The 16327-nt window shown below is 61.5% G+C and carries 17 protein-coding genes; 2 read left to right on the top strand and 15 right to left on the bottom strand.

All coding sequences use genetic code 11. The annotated features are described in order from the left end of the window. Window positions 1-25 precede the first annotated feature (25 nt). From KUD11_RS14690 to KUD11_RS14665, 6 genes are all read right to left on the bottom strand, one after another. Complete coding sequence (locus tag KUD11_RS14690) at window positions 26-1006, bottom strand: FAD:protein FMN transferase (RefSeq protein WP_085310929.1); 981 nt, start codon at window positions 1004-1006, stop codon at window positions 26-28. Further along, entirely contained in the window at window positions 987-3194 is a 2208-nt protein-coding gene (locus KUD11_RS14685) for a PepSY domain-containing protein (RefSeq protein WP_109384008.1), read from the bottom strand. The genes KUD11_RS14690 and KUD11_RS14685 overlap by 20 nt, the downstream gene beginning before the upstream one ends. Window positions 3195-3206: 12 nt before the next feature. Continuing rightward, window positions 3207-3677, bottom strand: a complete 471-nt coding sequence (locus tag KUD11_RS14680) for a DUF2271 domain-containing protein (RefSeq protein WP_109384009.1) — start codon at window positions 3675-3677, stop codon at window positions 3207-3209. 44 nt (window positions 3678-3721) lie between these two features. Continuing rightward, on the bottom strand, window positions 3722-4087 hold the full coding sequence (locus KUD11_RS14675) for a hypothetical protein (protein ID WP_181375232.1): 366 nt from the start codon (window positions 4085-4087) through the stop codon (window positions 3722-3724). Between the two features lie 188 nt (window positions 4088-4275). Then, window positions 4276-4935, bottom strand: a complete 660-nt coding sequence (locus KUD11_RS14670; RefSeq protein WP_109384010.1) for a cytochrome b/b6 domain-containing protein — start codon at window positions 4933-4935, stop codon at window positions 4276-4278. Continuing rightward, window positions 4928-5212, bottom strand: coding sequence for a PepSY domain-containing protein (locus KUD11_RS14665; RefSeq protein WP_109384011.1), 285 nt, complete (start codon window positions 5210-5212; stop codon window positions 4928-4930). Before KUD11_RS14665 ends, KUD11_RS14670 begins: the two co-directional genes overlap by 8 nt. Window positions 5213-5357: 145 nt before the next feature. Here KUD11_RS14665 and KUD11_RS14660 point away from each other — a divergent pair, with 145 nt between their 5' ends. Beyond that, on the top strand, window positions 5358-6017 hold the full coding sequence (locus KUD11_RS14660) for a response regulator transcription factor (RefSeq protein ID WP_085310917.1): 660 nt from the start codon (window positions 5358-5360) through the stop codon (window positions 6015-6017). Beyond that, window positions 6014-7354, top strand: a complete 1341-nt coding sequence (locus KUD11_RS14655) for an ATP-binding protein (RefSeq protein ID WP_109384012.1) — start codon at window positions 6014-6016, stop codon at window positions 7352-7354. The genes KUD11_RS14660 and KUD11_RS14655 overlap by 4 nt, the downstream gene beginning before the upstream one ends. Before the next feature lie 602 nt (window positions 7355-7956). On the opposite strand, the gene KUD11_RS14650 is transcribed toward KUD11_RS14655, so the two are convergent. The 9 genes from KUD11_RS14650 to trbE form a co-directional block, all read right to left on the bottom strand. Beyond that, complete coding sequence (locus tag KUD11_RS14650) at window positions 7957-8223, bottom strand: pyocin activator PrtN family protein (RefSeq protein WP_109387731.1); 267 nt, start codon at window positions 8221-8223, stop codon at window positions 7957-7959. Between the two features lie 188 nt (window positions 8224-8411). Next, window positions 8412-8636 carry a DUF2274 domain-containing protein gene (locus KUD11_RS14645; RefSeq protein WP_109384013.1) on the bottom strand — a complete coding sequence of 75 codons (225 nt, stop codon included), beginning with the start codon at window positions 8634-8636 and terminating at the stop codon, window positions 8412-8414. Beyond that, entirely contained in the window at window positions 8636-9811 is a 1176-nt protein-coding gene (locus KUD11_RS14640; protein WP_109384014.1) for a TrbI/VirB10 family protein, read from the bottom strand. Before KUD11_RS14640 ends, KUD11_RS14645 begins: the two co-directional genes overlap by 1 nt. Then, window positions 9808-10764: a P-type conjugative transfer protein TrbG gene (gene trbG / locus KUD11_RS14635; RefSeq protein WP_109384015.1), complete on the bottom strand. Its 957-nt coding sequence runs from the start codon at window positions 10762-10764 to the stop codon at window positions 9808-9810. Before trbG ends, KUD11_RS14640 begins: the two co-directional genes overlap by 4 nt. Next, the gene (gene trbF, locus KUD11_RS14630) at window positions 10761-11444 is read right to left on the bottom strand and encodes a conjugal transfer protein TrbF (RefSeq protein ID WP_109384016.1); all 684 of its coding nucleotides are present in this window, start codon (window positions 11442-11444) and stop codon (window positions 10761-10763) included. The genes trbG and trbF overlap by 4 nt, the downstream gene beginning before the upstream one ends. Next, window positions 11444-12757 (bottom strand): P-type conjugative transfer protein TrbL, encoded by a 1314-nt coding sequence (gene trbL, locus KUD11_RS14625; RefSeq protein ID WP_109384017.1) that lies wholly within the window; start codon window positions 12755-12757, stop codon window positions 11444-11446. Before trbL ends, trbF begins: the two co-directional genes overlap by 1 nt. A gap of 4 nt (window positions 12758-12761) precedes the next feature. Beyond that, on the bottom strand, window positions 12762-13031 hold the full coding sequence (trbK-alt, locus tag KUD11_RS14620; RefSeq protein WP_109384018.1) for a putative entry exclusion protein TrbK-alt: 270 nt from the start codon (window positions 13029-13031) through the stop codon (window positions 12762-12764). Between the two features lie 8 nt (window positions 13032-13039). Beyond that, window positions 13040-13807, bottom strand: coding sequence for a P-type conjugative transfer protein TrbJ (gene trbJ / locus KUD11_RS14615; RefSeq protein ID WP_109384019.1), 768 nt, complete (start codon window positions 13805-13807; stop codon window positions 13040-13042). Beyond that, complete coding sequence (gene trbE, locus KUD11_RS14610) at window positions 13804-16326, bottom strand: conjugal transfer protein TrbE (protein WP_109384020.1); 2523 nt, start codon at window positions 16324-16326, stop codon at window positions 13804-13806. The genes trbJ and trbE overlap by 4 nt, the downstream gene beginning before the upstream one ends. Between the last annotated feature and the right edge of the window lies 1 nt (window position 16327).

The following is a 16327-nucleotide window of genomic DNA, read 5'->3' as shown; positions in this document are numbered from 1 at the left end:
TTTTCGTTCAGTTTGATTTGGAAACCTATCGATCAAGTCCCGAAATGCCCTCTGACGGCTGTTCCGAAAACAGGCGACCAACGGCTTTGCTGTGAAAGCCGTTCTGGTCATCGCGCACCAGAAACAGCACATCCAGTCCACGTTGCTCGGCTAGCGTCGCCCCTGCATCAACCCCAAGAACCATCAGCGCAGTGGCCCATGCATCGGCTTCGGCACAGGTCTGCGCGACCACGGTCACCGAGGCGGGCGGCGCAAGGAGCGGCGCACCTCGTGAAGGGTCCATGGTATGCGACAGCCGGCGGCCCTGCACTTCGACCCAATGGCGGTAATCGCCCGACGTGGCGACGGCGGCGTCTTGTAATGCAAGCACCGAATACGGCGCGCGGCGCGCAGGGTCAGGTGCTTCGACGGCGATGGTCCATGGCGAGCCATCAGGCCGCAACCCCACCGCGCGCATTTCACCGTCGATCCCGACCAGAGCCGCCGGAATACCGAGCGCAACCAACGTATCAGCCAGACGGTCAACCCCATATCCCTTGGCGATACCGTTCAAATCCAGTGTAATATCGGCGGTCTTGCGGACACGGGCGCCAGCAACATCAATCTCGAGCGCAGTCTCAACTCGACGACGCGCCATCGCAGCCCTGATGTGCGTAGGGTCGGCTTCATCCGCGCCGAAACCCCAAGCCGCCACCGCATCACCAAGCCCCATGTCAAACGCCCCGCCAGAGGCCCGCCCGACATCGCGCCCGAGCACCAAGACATCCAGCAACCGCGCTGGGACCGCCTGCCATACGCCGACAGGTGCCGCATTCAGGCGCATCAGGTCGCTGTCGGGTTTCCACGTGGACATCTGTGCGTCCACTTCATCCACTGCAGTCTGTAGCGCCCCGCGCGCGGACTCCGGATCAAAGCTTGGGTCTGCATGGAACTGCGCTGACCAGCGCGTGCCCATTGTTGGCCCATGCAGCGCGTAGCGAGTTGGATCAGTAGACATCTTCGACATAGCGGCCCTCTGCCCTCAACGCCTGCGGCGTCAGTCCCATTGGTTTCAGAATATCAGCCAGCGCATCCGTGACGCCGGTCGCCATGCCGCGCCCGCCGCAGACCATGATGCGTGCTCCGTCTCGGATCAGGCGGGCCACTTCGGTCCCTTCAGCACGCAGCGTGTCCTGCACGTAGCTTGGGTTGGCCGCGCGAGAGACCGCGGTGTCCAGACGGGTCAGACGACCCTTGGTCTGCCAATCTGCAAGGTCTTGCCCGTACAGAAAGTCATTCTGTGGATGGCGCATGCCAAAGAACAGGTGAATAGGACGATGTCGTTTGTTGCCACGAATGAACCCCGCCAGCGGGCCGATGCCCGTGCCGGCACCGATCAGGATCAGAGGCGCGCGGCCCTTGCCCGGTTTGAAGCCGGGATTGCGACGGATATATCCCTTGGCCGTATCCCCTGGCGCAAGCTGCGTCAGTTGCGCAGAACACAGCCCGCTTGGCTGACGCTTCACGACGATCTCGACGAACCCGTCGCGCCGGTCAGAAGCCAGAGAATACAGACGCGGGATTGCGGAACCTTCTGGCACGATACCCAAAAGGTCACCCGCCTCAAACCGGGCAAAGCCTTGCCCTGTCAATTTTTGCCAAAGTGTCACGCGTGGCAGTGCAAAGCGCAGGATTGCGGTAGGTGCCTGCATTTCCGCCCCGTAGTCGCGGCGCGAAACCAGGGTCAGCATCTCGGTTGGGGGCACAATGGGCTGGTGGACCAGTTCAAGGTTAATGCCAAGCGCCTGACCCAACAGACGCCCCCAGCGCGCGAAATCCTGCGGCGACTGGCGGTCGATGGTGTCGAAGGGCAAAAGCATGTTCCAGCCCCGCGTTTTAGCCATTTCCGCAACCCTTTGGGCGTAGCCGCAATACTCCGGATAGCTGCGATCGCCAAACCCAAGCACTGCAATCGGTGCTGCGGGCGCGGTTCCCAGCGCTTTCAGACGATCAAGGAACCCTTTGGCGGTTTCCGGCGCATCGCCGTCGCCATAGGTTGCCGCAAGGATCACGAACCGCTGTGCCTTGGCGTGGTGCGCCAGATCAAAGTCGGACATTGGCCCGACATGCACTGTTTGCCCTGCCGCTCTCAGCGCCTGATGAAGCGTCGCCGCAAAACCCCAGGTGCTGCCCCCTTCGCTACCTACCAGAAGGATCGTTTCCGCCTTGGCGGCAGGCAGGTTGCCGGGAATGCGCGGTCTGCTGCGTCGTCCTGCCAGCCAGACAAGGACACCCGTGACCCCCAACACTGGTACGCCCAGTGCCATCAGTCCTAGGAGGATCCCAAGAAAGGCCGCCCCCTGACCGGTATGCAGCATGTAGATCGTTTCCGACACATTTTCCCAACCGGTCAGATCGGTCCAGCCCAACGCCGCACCTGTCCCCTGATCCAGATATCCTGTGCCCTGATCCGTCTTCAGGGTGAAGACGTCGCTGGCATCGCCCGGATAGGGAAAGTTCAGTTCGCGCAGTTCGGCCACAGGGGTCTGTCCCAGCAACTCGATGGATGTAATCGATATTCCAGTCTCGCCGCTGACATCATTCGGGAAAGCCGGTGCGGATGACGTGATGGGAAGCAGGTCGAAGGTCGAGGCCGACATCCAAAGCGCCGTCATCGACGATAAGGCAAGACCCAGAACCGCGACGCGCGCAATCTCGACATGCAGTCGTCCTGACAAAGGGCCGCGCAAAGGCGCGAACCAGCGCCGCCAGCCTCCGGCACGGCGCGCAACGAGGACAGACCCCGAAACGGAAAGGATCAGCATCGCCGCCGCACCAAGGACCATGGCAATCCGACCGCCATAACCCAGAAACAACGACCGGTGCAGGTTGGTCAGCCAGCGCTCGACCTGATTGGGGTCGGCAGACCCCACGCCCGCGCCCGTCGCCGGATCAATCACCGCCGCCCCCGGCGTGCCATCCAAAAACCAATATGCCGTGATCTGACCCGGCGGGGACCGCCGGATCTGCTCGACACCGGGATAGGCGGTCTGGATGCGGGCCGCGAGCGTCGCCACGCTCAGCCCGGTTTCCGCCTGCGGCGCGGTCAGGCGCTCTGCCGCCGGAAAGACCGAAAGCGCAGCCCCACTCAGCGTCAGAACAATGAGAAGGGCAGCGGCCAGAAGACCCGGCCAACGGTGCAAAGCGCGGATCATCGCCGGGCCTCCTTACATGTCGTAGGTGAAATCAGCGATGTAGCGGCGCCCTGTGATCGGCGTGCCTGCACCGCCTGTCGTCAGGGGCACCGCGACCTCGTTCGGGCTGTCGCGCATGTCCTCGACGGCGGCGTCGATATGAAGAGTATAGCCCGCATCAAACAGCGCATCAGCCAGATCAAGCGTGATTTCAAGCGTCCGTCCGGCCCCGACACTGGCCCCGGTGATCCCGTTGATTTGTGCGGTGTCACCGGCGGTGGCCCGGTACCACTCGCTCAGGTGTTCATAGTATTTCGACTTGCCGCCAGCCATCCAGAGGCTGCCAGCGTAGGCCCCCGCGGCATCAGTGACATAAAGCGCAAGATAGGCCCCATCGCCTCCGTAATTGTTCATCGTCGTGGTCAAGGTCACCGGACGCGCCATTGCGAGTCCGGGGAGCGTGAGCGCCGTGGTCAGCGCCAGTGTTGCAAGAAGTGATTTCATGGGGAATGTGCCTTTCTAAGGACATGGGAATGTAAGGATAAGCGTCAATTCATTTGAACGACTGGCGGAGTGCCATTGCCGAACAGGCCATTTTGCGGCGGAGGGGTGGTGCCTGCGGGTGCTGCATTGCGGGCGCTGTTGCCGCAATCATCATCTTCATCTTCATCTTCATCGTCGTCGCAGTCATCATCATCGTCGTCGTCTTCATACCGCGCGCCATTGTGATATTCGCGGTCGTCATCATCATCGCTGCTGGCAAAAATCAGCGGCATGGCGTCCTGATCGGCTTCGAGAACTGCTGCGAAAGGTAGAAATTCGCTATTGCTTGTGCGCATCGCGCTCCAGGCCGGTGCGGTGATGGCTGCGGATAGCGCGGTTGTTGCTGCAAGAAGGGCGAGTGTCTTTTTCATGGTCATGTCTCCGTTTGTGTGCTGAGAACAATCTGGAGACACCACCTGAGGTCTTCCTGACGTGACACGGTTTTTTGCTTCAGCTTGCCGTCAGAAAGACGTCAGAACGACGCCGGAAAGTAAAAAGGCCCCACCTAAGATAGCGGGGCCAGGGAAGCGTCGAAGGGACATTCGGCGCGGGGGAACGTTCAGGAAATATCGCCGGGCTCTGGCGCGCGCTTGTCGCCGGTGACCATGGACCGCGCGAGGTTTTCTTTATGGCGGAAAGAGGTCAGCACAACCCCGCCGACATGGACGGCGATCAGGAACAACATGACGTTAGCCAGCACCTCATGCGCCTCTTCGACGGCTTCCGACCCGCCTCCGCCATACCCTTCTTCGTCGCCATCGGCATAGGCCGGAGAGACAATCTGTGGCAGGTCAGGCAGCATTGCAAAACGGCCCTCATCTTCAAGCAGCCACCCCGTAAAGGCGGTGCCTGCGAGTGTCAGGAGCAAGGCGACGGTCATTGCGGCGCCAGCAGGGTTGTGGCCAAGATACCGATGCTCCTTGCCGCGCACGACATCTCCGATATAGCCAATCGTTTGCGACGGTCCCCGCAGGAACTGCGAGAAACGGGCGTATTTGCTGCCGACAAGGCCCCAGATCAAACGGAACGCAATCAGTCCGGCGACAATGTAACCCGCGATTTCGTGCACCGTGCCAAGCTCCTCGGCGCTCAGATAGGCCACGACAAACGTGACAACCAAACTCCAGTGAAAGACCCGGACCAAAGGATCCCAGACACGGACCTTGGCCGTAGATCCTTGCGCGGTTGAAGACGCATCATGTGCAGAGGTCTCAGTCATCGTCGTCATCCTCGTATTCGAATTCGATCATTTGAAGGGTCTGCGGATGAACGGTCACTTCGATCCGACGCCCCTGTGCATCGCGGCCATCAATTTCGTAACAGCCATCATCGATCTTGATCCGACGCACGGTCCAACCGTTGTCCAACGCCATCTGCGCCACCGCTTCGCGCGGCTGCCAGTCGGCCATGGGGACAAAACAGTCATCATCGTCGGCAATCGCAGCGCCCGCCGAAAGCGTGGCGAAAACGGCGAGCATTGTCAGTGTCTTCTTCATGCGGCAAACTCCGGATTGCGGCCAATTTCACCAGACCATGCGCCACCAACCTGACAGGTTCCTGAAGCTCGCGGGCTGATGTGCGTCAGTCTCGCGTAAGCTGGATTGTTCAAGATGACTTGTGAAACAAAGGAATCCGACACCCATGCGCATTCTGCTGATCGAGGATGATACCGTTCTGGGCACCGCCGTGCGCGACCAGATCGCCGCCGATGGCCACTCCGTGGACTGGGTGACACGGCTTGATGCGGCGGGCGATGCAATGGCGGTTGCCGCCTATGATCTCCTGCTGCTTGACCTCATGCTGCCCGATGGTCGTGGCATTGGATTTCTGAAGACGATCCGAAATCGGGGGGACGTGACCCCGGTGATCATCCTGACAGCCCTTGACCAGATTTCGGATCGGATCGAAGGGTTGAATGCGGGGGCTGACGATTATCTGGTCAAACCGTTCGACCTGTCGGAACTCACCGCCCGGATCGGATCGGTCGCGCGCCGGTATAGCGGCAATCCAAACCCGATCATCACCCATGGCGCACTCGACATCGATCTTGCCTCCCGCAGCATCCACCGGAACGGCAAACCGGTCCAACTGACCGCGCGCGAATGGGCGCTGTTCGATGCGTTTCTGGCACGCCCGGGTCAGCTGCTGTCGAAAACGCAGCTTGAAGACAAACTTTATGCCCACGGGGCCGAAATCGAAAGCAACACCATCGAAGTCCATGTCAGTCGCCTGCGCAAGAAACTTGGGGCTGACGTGATACAGACCGAGCGTGGCATGGGTTATCGTCTGGGACCTTCATGAGACTGCCACGTAGCCTCCAGGCCCGTTTGGGGCTGTCATTGGGTATCGGGTTGACGCTTCTGTGGATCGCGACCGCCACGGTGACGGCGGTAAACCTGCGCCACGAAATGGATGAGGTCTTCGACTCCGCCCTGCAAGAAACGGCGCAGCGCCTTCTTCCGCTGGCCGTGCAAGAGATTGTCGGCCGCGAAGATGACGGTGTGACCCAACGCCTTGGCGCGATCCGCGAACATACCGAGTTCTTCACTTACATCGTGCGGGACGCGCGGGGGCGCATCCTGCTGCAATCGCATGCCGCCGATCCGGATATATTTCCTTCCTATGACGGAACGGGCTTCCGTCAGACCGCAACCCACAGGCTTTACAACGAGGACGCCTTGCAGGGCAGCGTTCGCATTTCGGTGGCCGAACCGCTGGACCACCGCGCCACGGTCGCACGGGAAATCCAGATGGGGCTGGGCCTGCCGCTTCTGGTCGTGATCCCCCTGGCTCTCCTCGCCATTTTCCTTGCCGTGGGGGCCAGCTTTGGTCCTGTGCGGCGTTTCCGCGAAGGGCTTGATGCGCGCGATGCCCGCGACCTGTCGCCCGTTCCGGTAGATGACATCCCACTGGAAATTGCCCCTGTCGCAACAACGCTGAATGATCTTCTGAGCCGCCTGAAGGGCGCATTCGACGCCGAACGCAGCTTTGCAGCCAATGCCGCGCACGAATTGCGAACACCCCTTGCCGGAGCCATCGCACAATCGCAAAGGTTGCAGTCAGAAACAGACGACCCCGCAGCGTCTGCGCGGGCAGCAGATATCGAGGCCACGCTGAAACGGCTGACACGCCTGTCGGAACGCCTGATGCAACTCGCCCGCGCCGAAGGAGGTCGCCTGCGGCTGGACCAAACCTCAGACCTGCGCGGCATCGCGCAGGTTATCGTGGACGAGATTGAGCGCACCATGTCGCCGGGCCGCATCGTGCTGACGCTTCCCGACGGACCGGTCGTTTCAGATCTGGACCCGGACGCCTTTGGTATCCTGTGTCGCAACATGATTGAAAATGCGATCCGGCATGGCACGGAAAACGAAGCAATAGACGTGTCCCTGGCACAAGATGGCACATTGAGCGTTGCAAACGGCGGCCCCGTGGTGCCGAAAGAGAAACTGGAAAACCTGACCGCCCGTTTTGAACGTGCAGGCCCGAACACCACCGGAAGCGGTCTCGGCCTTGCGATTGTCGCGGCAATTTCGGAACGGATCGGGAGCCAGCTCATCCTCAATTCCCCCCGCGTGGGCAAGGACGATGGTTTCGAAGTGTGCATCAAGCTTCCGATCGCTGGTTCGAGGCGTTAGCGCTCAGCGATCAAGAGGCATTCTGTCGCCGCAATCGCAAAGCAAGACCGAGTGAGACTCCGATCACGATGGTGAGGTCCGCGAACGCGGTCAAAGCAAGCTTTAGAAATAGAAGGGTGCGATCCGACGCCTGCGTCTACATTTGACCACGCCATTTGCTCGGCTCGCGACAAAGTATTTTTGGGTCGAACGGCAACTTTGGACCGCTTTTCCGACCTCGGTTGTTAGCGCAGCATCCGGTGGTTTGGGCTGATTTTGTTGAAAAACTCTTCAACCTCAAAATCGCCTTGAAAAGTTGGAACTTTGTTCTTTCAGGGGGCCCCTAGAAAACGTTGTTCGCGATATACGCATTTCGCGGGACTGTGTTCCGCAGATTTGGTCGCCATCGCTCGAATACGGAGTTTTTCAACAGTATCGGCTCGTTCCAGCCATTCGCCGCAAGTTGGATCAATGACCGCTATCCTAGGGGGCCGTATCACAGGGGAGAAGCGTGCGTTTCAGTATGCGACTGGTCTTCCAGGCTTGGGAATTAATGAATTTGTACGTCGTTGGCGTTGATCTGACAGTTTGCGAAGTCTCCAAGATCGCTCTTCGCTTCGACCTTAGGGACTTTCTTGAAAGGTGCGGGCTTCTGACAATGCCACAGCGCGTCGCCTGTCCAGATATTCCGCTAGATCCTGAATATGGACGCCCCGCGCACTCTTCTGGCTTTTTTCTGAGCGTGTAAGCGGCAGGTCAATGTCTCCGGAGCCCACTTTTCTAAGAAATTTGGCAAGCGATAAATGCGAGAAGTAGTCCCTGCAGACAGTTTCTGCAGGCACGATTGCGCGTGCATCATATTGCGCCATCAAGAGAAAGAGGGTGTTCATGAATGCCTCGCAGACCATGGTTTCGGTGTCAAAATCGACTGGAAACAGGCGTAAATCAACGGGAGCGGGCGGCGGGTTCCGGCGGCGTTAGATTGGTCACGGCTAGAACGAGATGCAGTGGCGCAATGTGGCGTAGCAGAAAGACCTGCTACTTACGTGATTGCCGGTCGCAAAGCAGCGGAACGGCGCTATTTCGGCACCTCTCGCCGCAGCTTTGCAAATCCTCGATCTGTTGCCATAAAGCGTTCAAGCATTGGGCTGATCAGTTTGGCCGGATCGTCAAGCGTTTGGCCAGTTTGGCGTTCCAGCACCTTTGCATAGACGACAAGGTCCCGGTGGATCGCAGCGGGCATTTCAATTGTCAGCTTCACGGGTTTGTCGTCTGACAAAGCTCCCAGTTTCAATTTAGTCATCAGTGATCTCCTCGGGGTTCAAGGATCAGATCGCGCGTGACAATCACCCGAACGGGGAATCCTGGCCGGATGGTGAGCGTCGGTGGCACATCCAACTGGCGGCTGACGATCCCCTGGCCGGCATTGCCGATGGTGTCCTGAACGCCGTCGCGTATCGCGCGGGCGACCGGATCGTCTTCGTCTGCGCTGAGTTCCGTACCGATGTTGAGTAGGGTGGCGAGTCCGGCGGCTCGCAAAAGGTCTCCCCAATGATGATCGACGCCATCCTCGAGGCCAGCATAACCAGCACTGTCGGTCCCGGGCAGGCGCTCCAAAACAATCGACCGACCGTCTGGCAGAATGATCCGGTTCCAGACCAATAGGATACGTCGCTGACCGAAGCCGACGCCGTTATCGTACTCACCGATCAGTCGGCTCCCCTGCGGCAGGAGAAGATATCGCCCCGATGGGCTGTCATAGACGTTCTGGGTCACTTGAGCGACGATTTGGCCGGGGAGGTCAGAGCGAATGCCCGAGACGAGGGCAGCGGGAATGACGGACCCCGCCTGAAGGACGTAAGGCGAGGCGGGTGGGGTGACACGATCCGGGGCAACGATGCGACGATCGACAGGGGCATTGAGGAAGGCGAGTTGGCGATCTTGATCCGTTTGTGCACCGCCGTCTGGTTGTGGTGCGGTGAAGCTACCCGGAGATGCGGCACTTGGTGCAGCGAAGCCCGAAGGAGCGGTCGGTGATTGCGTTGCAAAAAACACTTCGCTTGTGCGGGCGGCCTCTTCTTCAGCTAAACGGCGTTGCTCGGCAGGATCTGGTCCCGGCATGGGCGAGGCGGGAACAGGTTGACCCGCGTCCTGTGTCCTCAGGATTGGGCGTCCGAGGTCTCCGGGCAGGGCGGGTCCGAGTTGCGGGACGCCACTGTAATCTGAGGGCAGACGGCGCAGTTCGTCTGCGGTGGGGCGATTTTCGGTGGTGAAGAGTTCGCCGGGGCGATCTCGGGTCGGGCGGTCCTGCAAGGCGAAGATCAAGGCTCCGCCGATACCAACCGCTGTGATGACCGCGATACCGCCGAGGACCTTGCGGGAGAGGCGCACGACGCGGGGCGGATCGGGCCGTAGCCGGAACGGGTCACTTGGGTTGGCCGAGGGCGACACTCTGGAGTCTGAGGCTGACGTGGTCATGGACGCGGTCTCCCATCGGTGCGCACAATCCTGACCACCTGTTGATCGTCACCTCCGAGCCGCAACTCGGCGGCCGCAAAAAGCCGATCCACAATCAGGACGTTGCGGAAGACGCGGGTGTTGACGAGTTCCGCGCTCCCATCGGTTCCGAGCACGAAGAGGGGCGGCATCTCGCCCTGCACGATCCCGCGTGGAAAGACGACATAGACGCGGCGGCCATCGTCGAACACACTGTCCGGCCGCCAGGGCGGGGTGTTCCCTTCGACTTGCAGTCCATAGCGATAGTTGCGCTGGCTGGCCGGAGGGATCACGGGCCGTTCGATTGCAGGCGGGCGCGGTAGTGCACGCCCCGGCGGATAGGACCAGGCGACAGACGCCATGTAGGAGGTCTCCTTGGCGCGCAGTTCCAGCAGATAGGTGCGCCGGTCGGTATTGATGACGAGATTGGTGAAAATGTCCGGCCGAGTGGGTTTGACGAGGATATGGACGCGGGCGCTGCGCCCGTTGCCGCTTTCGGTGTCGCCAATTATCCAGCGGGTGGTGTCTCCGGCTGCAATCGGCCCCGCGCCGGTCAATTGCTCGCCGGGTTCGAGCGCGATGTTGGTGATCTGACCTGGAGCGGCATAGATCTGGTAGAGCGCACCTTCGCTGTAGGGGAAGACCTGGATCGCATTGTAGTAGCCCTCGCGGCGGGGTTCGACGCGGGCGGCCGTATTGGCATTGATGACGCGGGCCTCCGCGGTGGCCGCATCCGCGTCGCCGCCCCGCGACGGGGTCCAGGGCGGCGGCGTGTGGACCGCTCGCAGCGGTTCTTCTACCACGGGCGGCGGAGGCGCGGGCAAGGCGGGAACATCACTGTCATAGTCGATTTCGGGTGGGGTGTAGGTTGCACAGGCGCTCAGCAGTAGACACGCGGTCAGTGTGATGGGGATAGTCGTGTGCAAACGTATCATTGCTGAAGCTCCCGTGACCAGTTGATGGCGTGGACGTAGATGCCGAGCGGGTTTTGACGGAGCCGTTCGGCGCTGCGCGGTGGCTGGACCGAAATGGTCAGGATCGCTGTCCAGCGCTCGGTCGCGGCAAGGCTGCCGTCCTGATAGCGCCGTTCGGTCCAGGCGATGCGGAAACTGTCGGGTGAGGCGCGGATGACGCTGGAGACATCGACCGAGATTTGAACCTCACCGATCTGAGCGAAAGGATCGTTGGACCTGGCATGATCATTCAGCGCCATCGCACCGCGATCAGTGGTGAACTCATATGCGCGCAGCCAGTTCTGGCGCACGACAATGGGGTCGGCCGGGATCGCGCGGACCCGTTCGATGAATTGCGCGAGGTGATAGGCGATCTGCGGGTCGGTCACCTCGAAGTCGGCACTGGCGGGGGCGACGCTGCGGGCCTCGCCCAGCCGATCCACCTCGACGACCCAAGGCACGACGGTGCCTTGCGTGGATTGCCAGACGAGACCGAAGGCCAGTGCTGTTGACAGAAACAGCGATCCGATAGCCATCAGACGCCAGTTCTTGGCTTGCACGCGGGCCGATCCGATGCGGTCGTCCCAGACCTGTGCCGCCTTCTGATAGGGGGTCTCGGGTTCCGGTGTCTTGCCGTAGGTGAGCGAGGGGCGTTTGAACATTAGGGATCCCTTTCCGAAAGGCTGACAGAGGTGCCGCCGCCGGAGCTGTCGCCTGAGCGCAGGGCATGGGTGGCGGCGGTCGCGCCGTGGTGAAGCGTTTGCGCGCGACCCATGCGCGCGGCCCACGCGGGCGGGCTGGACGAAGATGTTGAGGCATCAGGATTACTGCCGCCGGTGATTGCCCCGCCGCTGGTCGCAACAGCCGCTCGTGCGCCACCCTGGGCGCTGTCGCTCAAGGCTGACGCGGCGCGACGCAAGGGACTGCTGGCGACACCGGCACCAGCCCGCGCGATACCACCGACCCCAGAGGCGACCCCTGCGGCTCCGGTTCGTCCGGCCGATCCGAGACTGTACGTTGCGGAAGCCCCACCGACGGTTGCGGCCCCGCCGCGGGCACCGGCGAGCACGCCGCGTCCCGCAGCGCCTGCGGCCATACCCGTTCCGGCCATGCCGACGGCGGTGACACCTCCGGAGACGAGCCCGGTGCCCACGGCTGCGCCCATGCTGAGTTGCGGTCCGCCGGAGATCAGCCCGTTGGCGATGCCGGGACCGAAGATGCCGAGGCCAAGAAGGGAAAGGGCGGCCAGCACGATGGCCATGGCCTCTTCGATATTGGGCTGATCTCCCCCAAACCCGGACGTGAACTCACCGAAAAGGCTCGACCCGATGCCGATGATCACGGCGAGCACCAGCACCTTGACGCCAGAAGAGACGACGTTGCCGAGCACCCGTTCGGCGAGAAACGCGGTCTTGCCGAAAAGGCCGAATGGGATCAGCACGAACCCAGCGAGCGTTGTCAGCTTGAACTCGATCAGGGTGATGAAGAGCTGCACCGCGAGGATGAAGAAGGCGAGCAGCACCATGATCCAGGCGAACATCAGCACGATGATCTGGATGAAATTTTCGAAGAAGCTGACATAGCCCATCAGGTCGGAGATCGACGCAAGGATTGGCCGTCCAGCGTCGAGCCCAACCTGGGCCACGCGCCCGGGACGCATCAGATCTGTGGCGCTGAACCCGGTGCCGCTCGCCTGCAGACCAAGCCCGGCGAAGCTCTCAAAAACAATGCGTGCGAGCGCGTTCCAGTTCGAAATGATGTAGGCGAAGACGCCCACAAAGAGGGTTTTCTTGATCAGACGCGCGAGGATGTCGTCATCCGCGCCCCAGGCCCAGAAGAGAGCCGCCAACGTGACATCGATGACAATCAGTGTCGTGGCAAGGAAGGCAACTTCGCCACCCAACAGGCCGAAGCCGCTGTCGATGTAGCTGGTGAAGACCTCGAGGAAGCGGTCGATGACGCCGGTACCACCCATTGGGTCACTCCTCCGGGTCTGAGGATGGAGCCGGGGTCAGGAACCGGCGGCGAGTTTCAGTCCAGGTGGCGCCGCAGTCTTGATCGTCCAAAGCGGCGTCTCCAAGGTCCCGGCAGCGCTGCAGCTCTGCGCGCAGCGGATCATTCACCTCGGGCCGTTCGGGGATGGATAGGGTGTCAATGTCATCCTCACGGGCGATCTCCAGCAATGCGCCGAGGACAGCCATGAAGGCGAGAACACCCATGCCAAGCCGAAGGAGGAGCGCGCCTTTCATCTCAAACCTCAGTTCTGGAACATCTGCGCATTGCCCGGCTGATAGCCGGTGCCAGGCTCCAGAAACCGCCGCCGCTGCTCGCGGGCTTGCTCTTGGGCGGCGGCCATTTGCGCCGCTTCCAGGTTCTGGGCGCGTCCTTGCGCGGCCATCAACGCTGTCAGGTCCGAGATCTGCTGCGATTGCAGGGCGAGAAGCTGATTGCCGGCCTGTGTCGCCTGCAAGGCCCCCGTCGCGCCCTGGCTTTCGCCAATCAAAGCTGACATCTGTGCGCGGTTGGTCTCGAGATTGCCGACCACTCCGGCCTGCATCCGCATTGCGTCTTGCAATCCACCAACAGTGGTTTGCCACCGCTCGCGGGCCCCGTCGACGAGTGCTTGATCGGTGGCCGTCAGCGACGCCGGGCCATAATCTGTCTGGAAGGCCTGATCGATTGCCTGGACATCATAGGCAATCCGCTGTGCCTCGCCCAGAAGCTGCTGCGTTCGTTGCACCGATTGCTGCAGGTCCTGCAGGGCCGAATAGGGCAGGCTGGTCAGGTTGCGCGCTTGATTGATCAGCATCTGCGCCTCGTTCTGCAACGAGGTGATCTGGTTGTTGATCTGTTCGAGTGCGCGGGCGGCGGAGACAATATTCTCGGCGTGGTTTTGCGGGTCGTAGACGATGCGCCCGAAGCCGCCGAAAAACGCGAGGGCAGGTGTGGCGGTGAGTGTTGCTGTCACGGGAACGGCAAGGAAAAGCGCCGTCGCAAGGCGGAGGGTGAGGTGTTTAGTGGTCATGGGGAAGTCTCCTTTTGCGTGAGGGGTGCGGGACCCGCTGCTGGGTCTTTTCCGTATTGTTCTTCGATGTCGGAAACTGGTGGCGCGGGGGCGAGATTGGTCAGGTTGGGAAGTAGACCGACGGCCCAATCGACACCGCGTTCGCTCAACCAGGCCGAGACGAAACCATCGCGCCCGTGTTCGGCGAGAATGCGGGTGATCGCTGTCTGATCCGATTTGGAAGATGTGGCGGTGAAGGCGAGAGCAATCTCGCCCAGACCGAGGTCGAAGAGCCGGTTGCCGCGCCGCGATTGGCAGTAGTAATCGCGTTTTGGTGTGGCTCGGGCGAGAATGTCGATTTGGCGGTCGTTCAAGCCAAAGCGGCGATAGATTTCGGCAATCTGTGGCTCCAAGGCACGTTCGTTCGGCAGGAACAGCCGGGTCGGGCAGCTTTCGATGATCGCGGGCGCGATGGCCGAGCCGTCGATATCCGCAAGTGACTGGGTCGCGAAGACGACGCTCGCATTCTTCTTGCGCAGGGTTTTCAACCATTCGCGCAGCTGCCCGGCGAAACCTGTGTCATCCAGTGCCAGCCAGCCCTCGTCGATGATGAGCAGAGTTGGCGAGCCGTCGAGGCGGGCTTCGATGCGGTGGAACAGATAGGCCAACACGGCAGGGGCCGCGCCAGTGCCGATGAGCCCTTCAGTCTCGAAGGCCTGGACGGTGGCGGTGCCGAGCCGTTCCTCTTCGGCATCAAGCAGATGGCCGAAAGGGCCGCCGATGCAATAGGGCTGCAAGGCGCGCTTGATGTCCTGGGATTGCAGCAAGACGGAAAGGCCCGTCAGAGTGCGCTCGCCCACCGGTGCTGAGGTCAGAGATGAAAGTGCAGACCAAAGGTGTTCTTTTACATCTGGTGTCACCGTCACGCCTTCACGCGCCAGGGTGCTGGCGATCCAGTCGGCAGCCCAGTTGCGGGTCGCTGGTTCATGAATGCGGGCCAGCGGCTGCAAGGCGACGGGGTCGGACACACCGTCGGACAACGCACCGCCGAGATCATGCCAGTCACCGCCCATGGCCAGGGCCGCGGCACGGATCGATCCGCCGAAATCGAAGGCGAAGACTTGGGCCCCCGCGTAGCGCCTGAACTGCAGCGCCATGAGAGCCAGCAGTACGGATTTGCCTGCGCCGGTCGGTCCGACGACCAGTGTGTGCCCGACATCGCCGACATGCAGGGAGAGCCGGAACGGGGTCGAGCCTTCGGTCTGCCCAAAGAGTAACGCCGGGGCCGCGAAGTGATCATCCTGTGCGGGACCCGCCCAGACAGCCGAGAGCGGGATCATGTGGGCGAGGTTGAGCGTCGAGACTGGCGGCTGGCGGACATTGGCGTAGACATGGCCGGGCAGGGAGCCGAGCCAGGCTTCGACCGCATTGGTCGTCTCAGCAATGCAGGTAAAATCGCGACCCTGGATGACCTTTTCGACGAGGCGCAGCTTTTCGTCGGCAAGCCGCGGGTCCGCGTCCCAGACCGTGACTGTCGCGGTGACATAGGCTTCGCCAATCAGATCGGAGCCGAGTTCCTGCAGGGCGGCATCGGCATCCATCGCCTTGTTGTGGGCATCAGTATCGAGAAGGGCCGAAGTCTCGTTGGTCATGATCTCCTTGAGGATGGCAGCGATGGATTTGCGCTTGGCGAACCATTGTCGCCGGATCTTGGCGAGGAGCCGCGCGGCGTCGGTCTTGTCGAGCATGATCGCGCGGGTCGACCAGCGATACGGGAAGGCCAGCCGGTTGAGATCATCGAGGATTCCTGGCATCGTCGCACTCGGGAAACCGGTGATCGTCAGAATGCGCAGATGGGCGTTCCCCAGCATCGGCTCCAATCCCGCAGTAAGCGGCTGATCGGCGAGCAGCGCATCCAGATGCATCGGCACTTCCGGCACGCGGACGCGCTGCACTTTGGTCGAGATCGTTGCATGCAGGTAGGTGAGGGTCTCGGCGTCATCGAGCCAGACACACTCGGGCATGAACCCCTCAAGAAGTTGCAAAATGCGGTCAGTGCGATCGACAAAGCCCGCCAGCGTCTCGCGGGCGTTGGCCCCGCTCTCACGATCGCGTCCTTCGTATAAAAACCGTTCTGCCCGCGCGGCCTCTTCGGCGGGTGGCAGATACAGCAACGTCAGGAAATACTGCGACTCGAAATGCGCGCCTTCCTCCTCGAACTGCGCCTTGCGCTCTGCATCCACCAAAGCCGACGCTGCATCGAGGAATTGGCTGTCGGGATAGGAGAGGGCCGGGACGCGCTGCGCCTCGACGAAGACTGCCCAGCCAGAGCCGAGCCGCCGCAGTGCGTTGTTGATCCGGCCCGCGACCGCGACCAGTTCGGCGGGCACTGCACTGTCGAGATCGGGACCACGAAACTGTGCAGTGCGCTGGAAAGAGCCGTCCTTGTTGAGGGCAACGCCCGCGCCGACAAGCGCCACCCAGGGTAGGAAATCGGCCAAATGCGAGGATTTGCGTCGGTATTCGGCGAGGTTCATCATC

This window comes from Roseovarius carneus, from assembly GCF_020141465.1.
GTDB classification, from domain to species: Bacteria; Pseudomonadota; Alphaproteobacteria; order Rhodobacterales; family Rhodobacteraceae; genus Roseovarius; species Roseovarius carneus.
The sequence above is the reverse complement of the archived record's forward strand: the minus strand, read 5'-3'. Positions and strand labels throughout refer to the sequence as shown.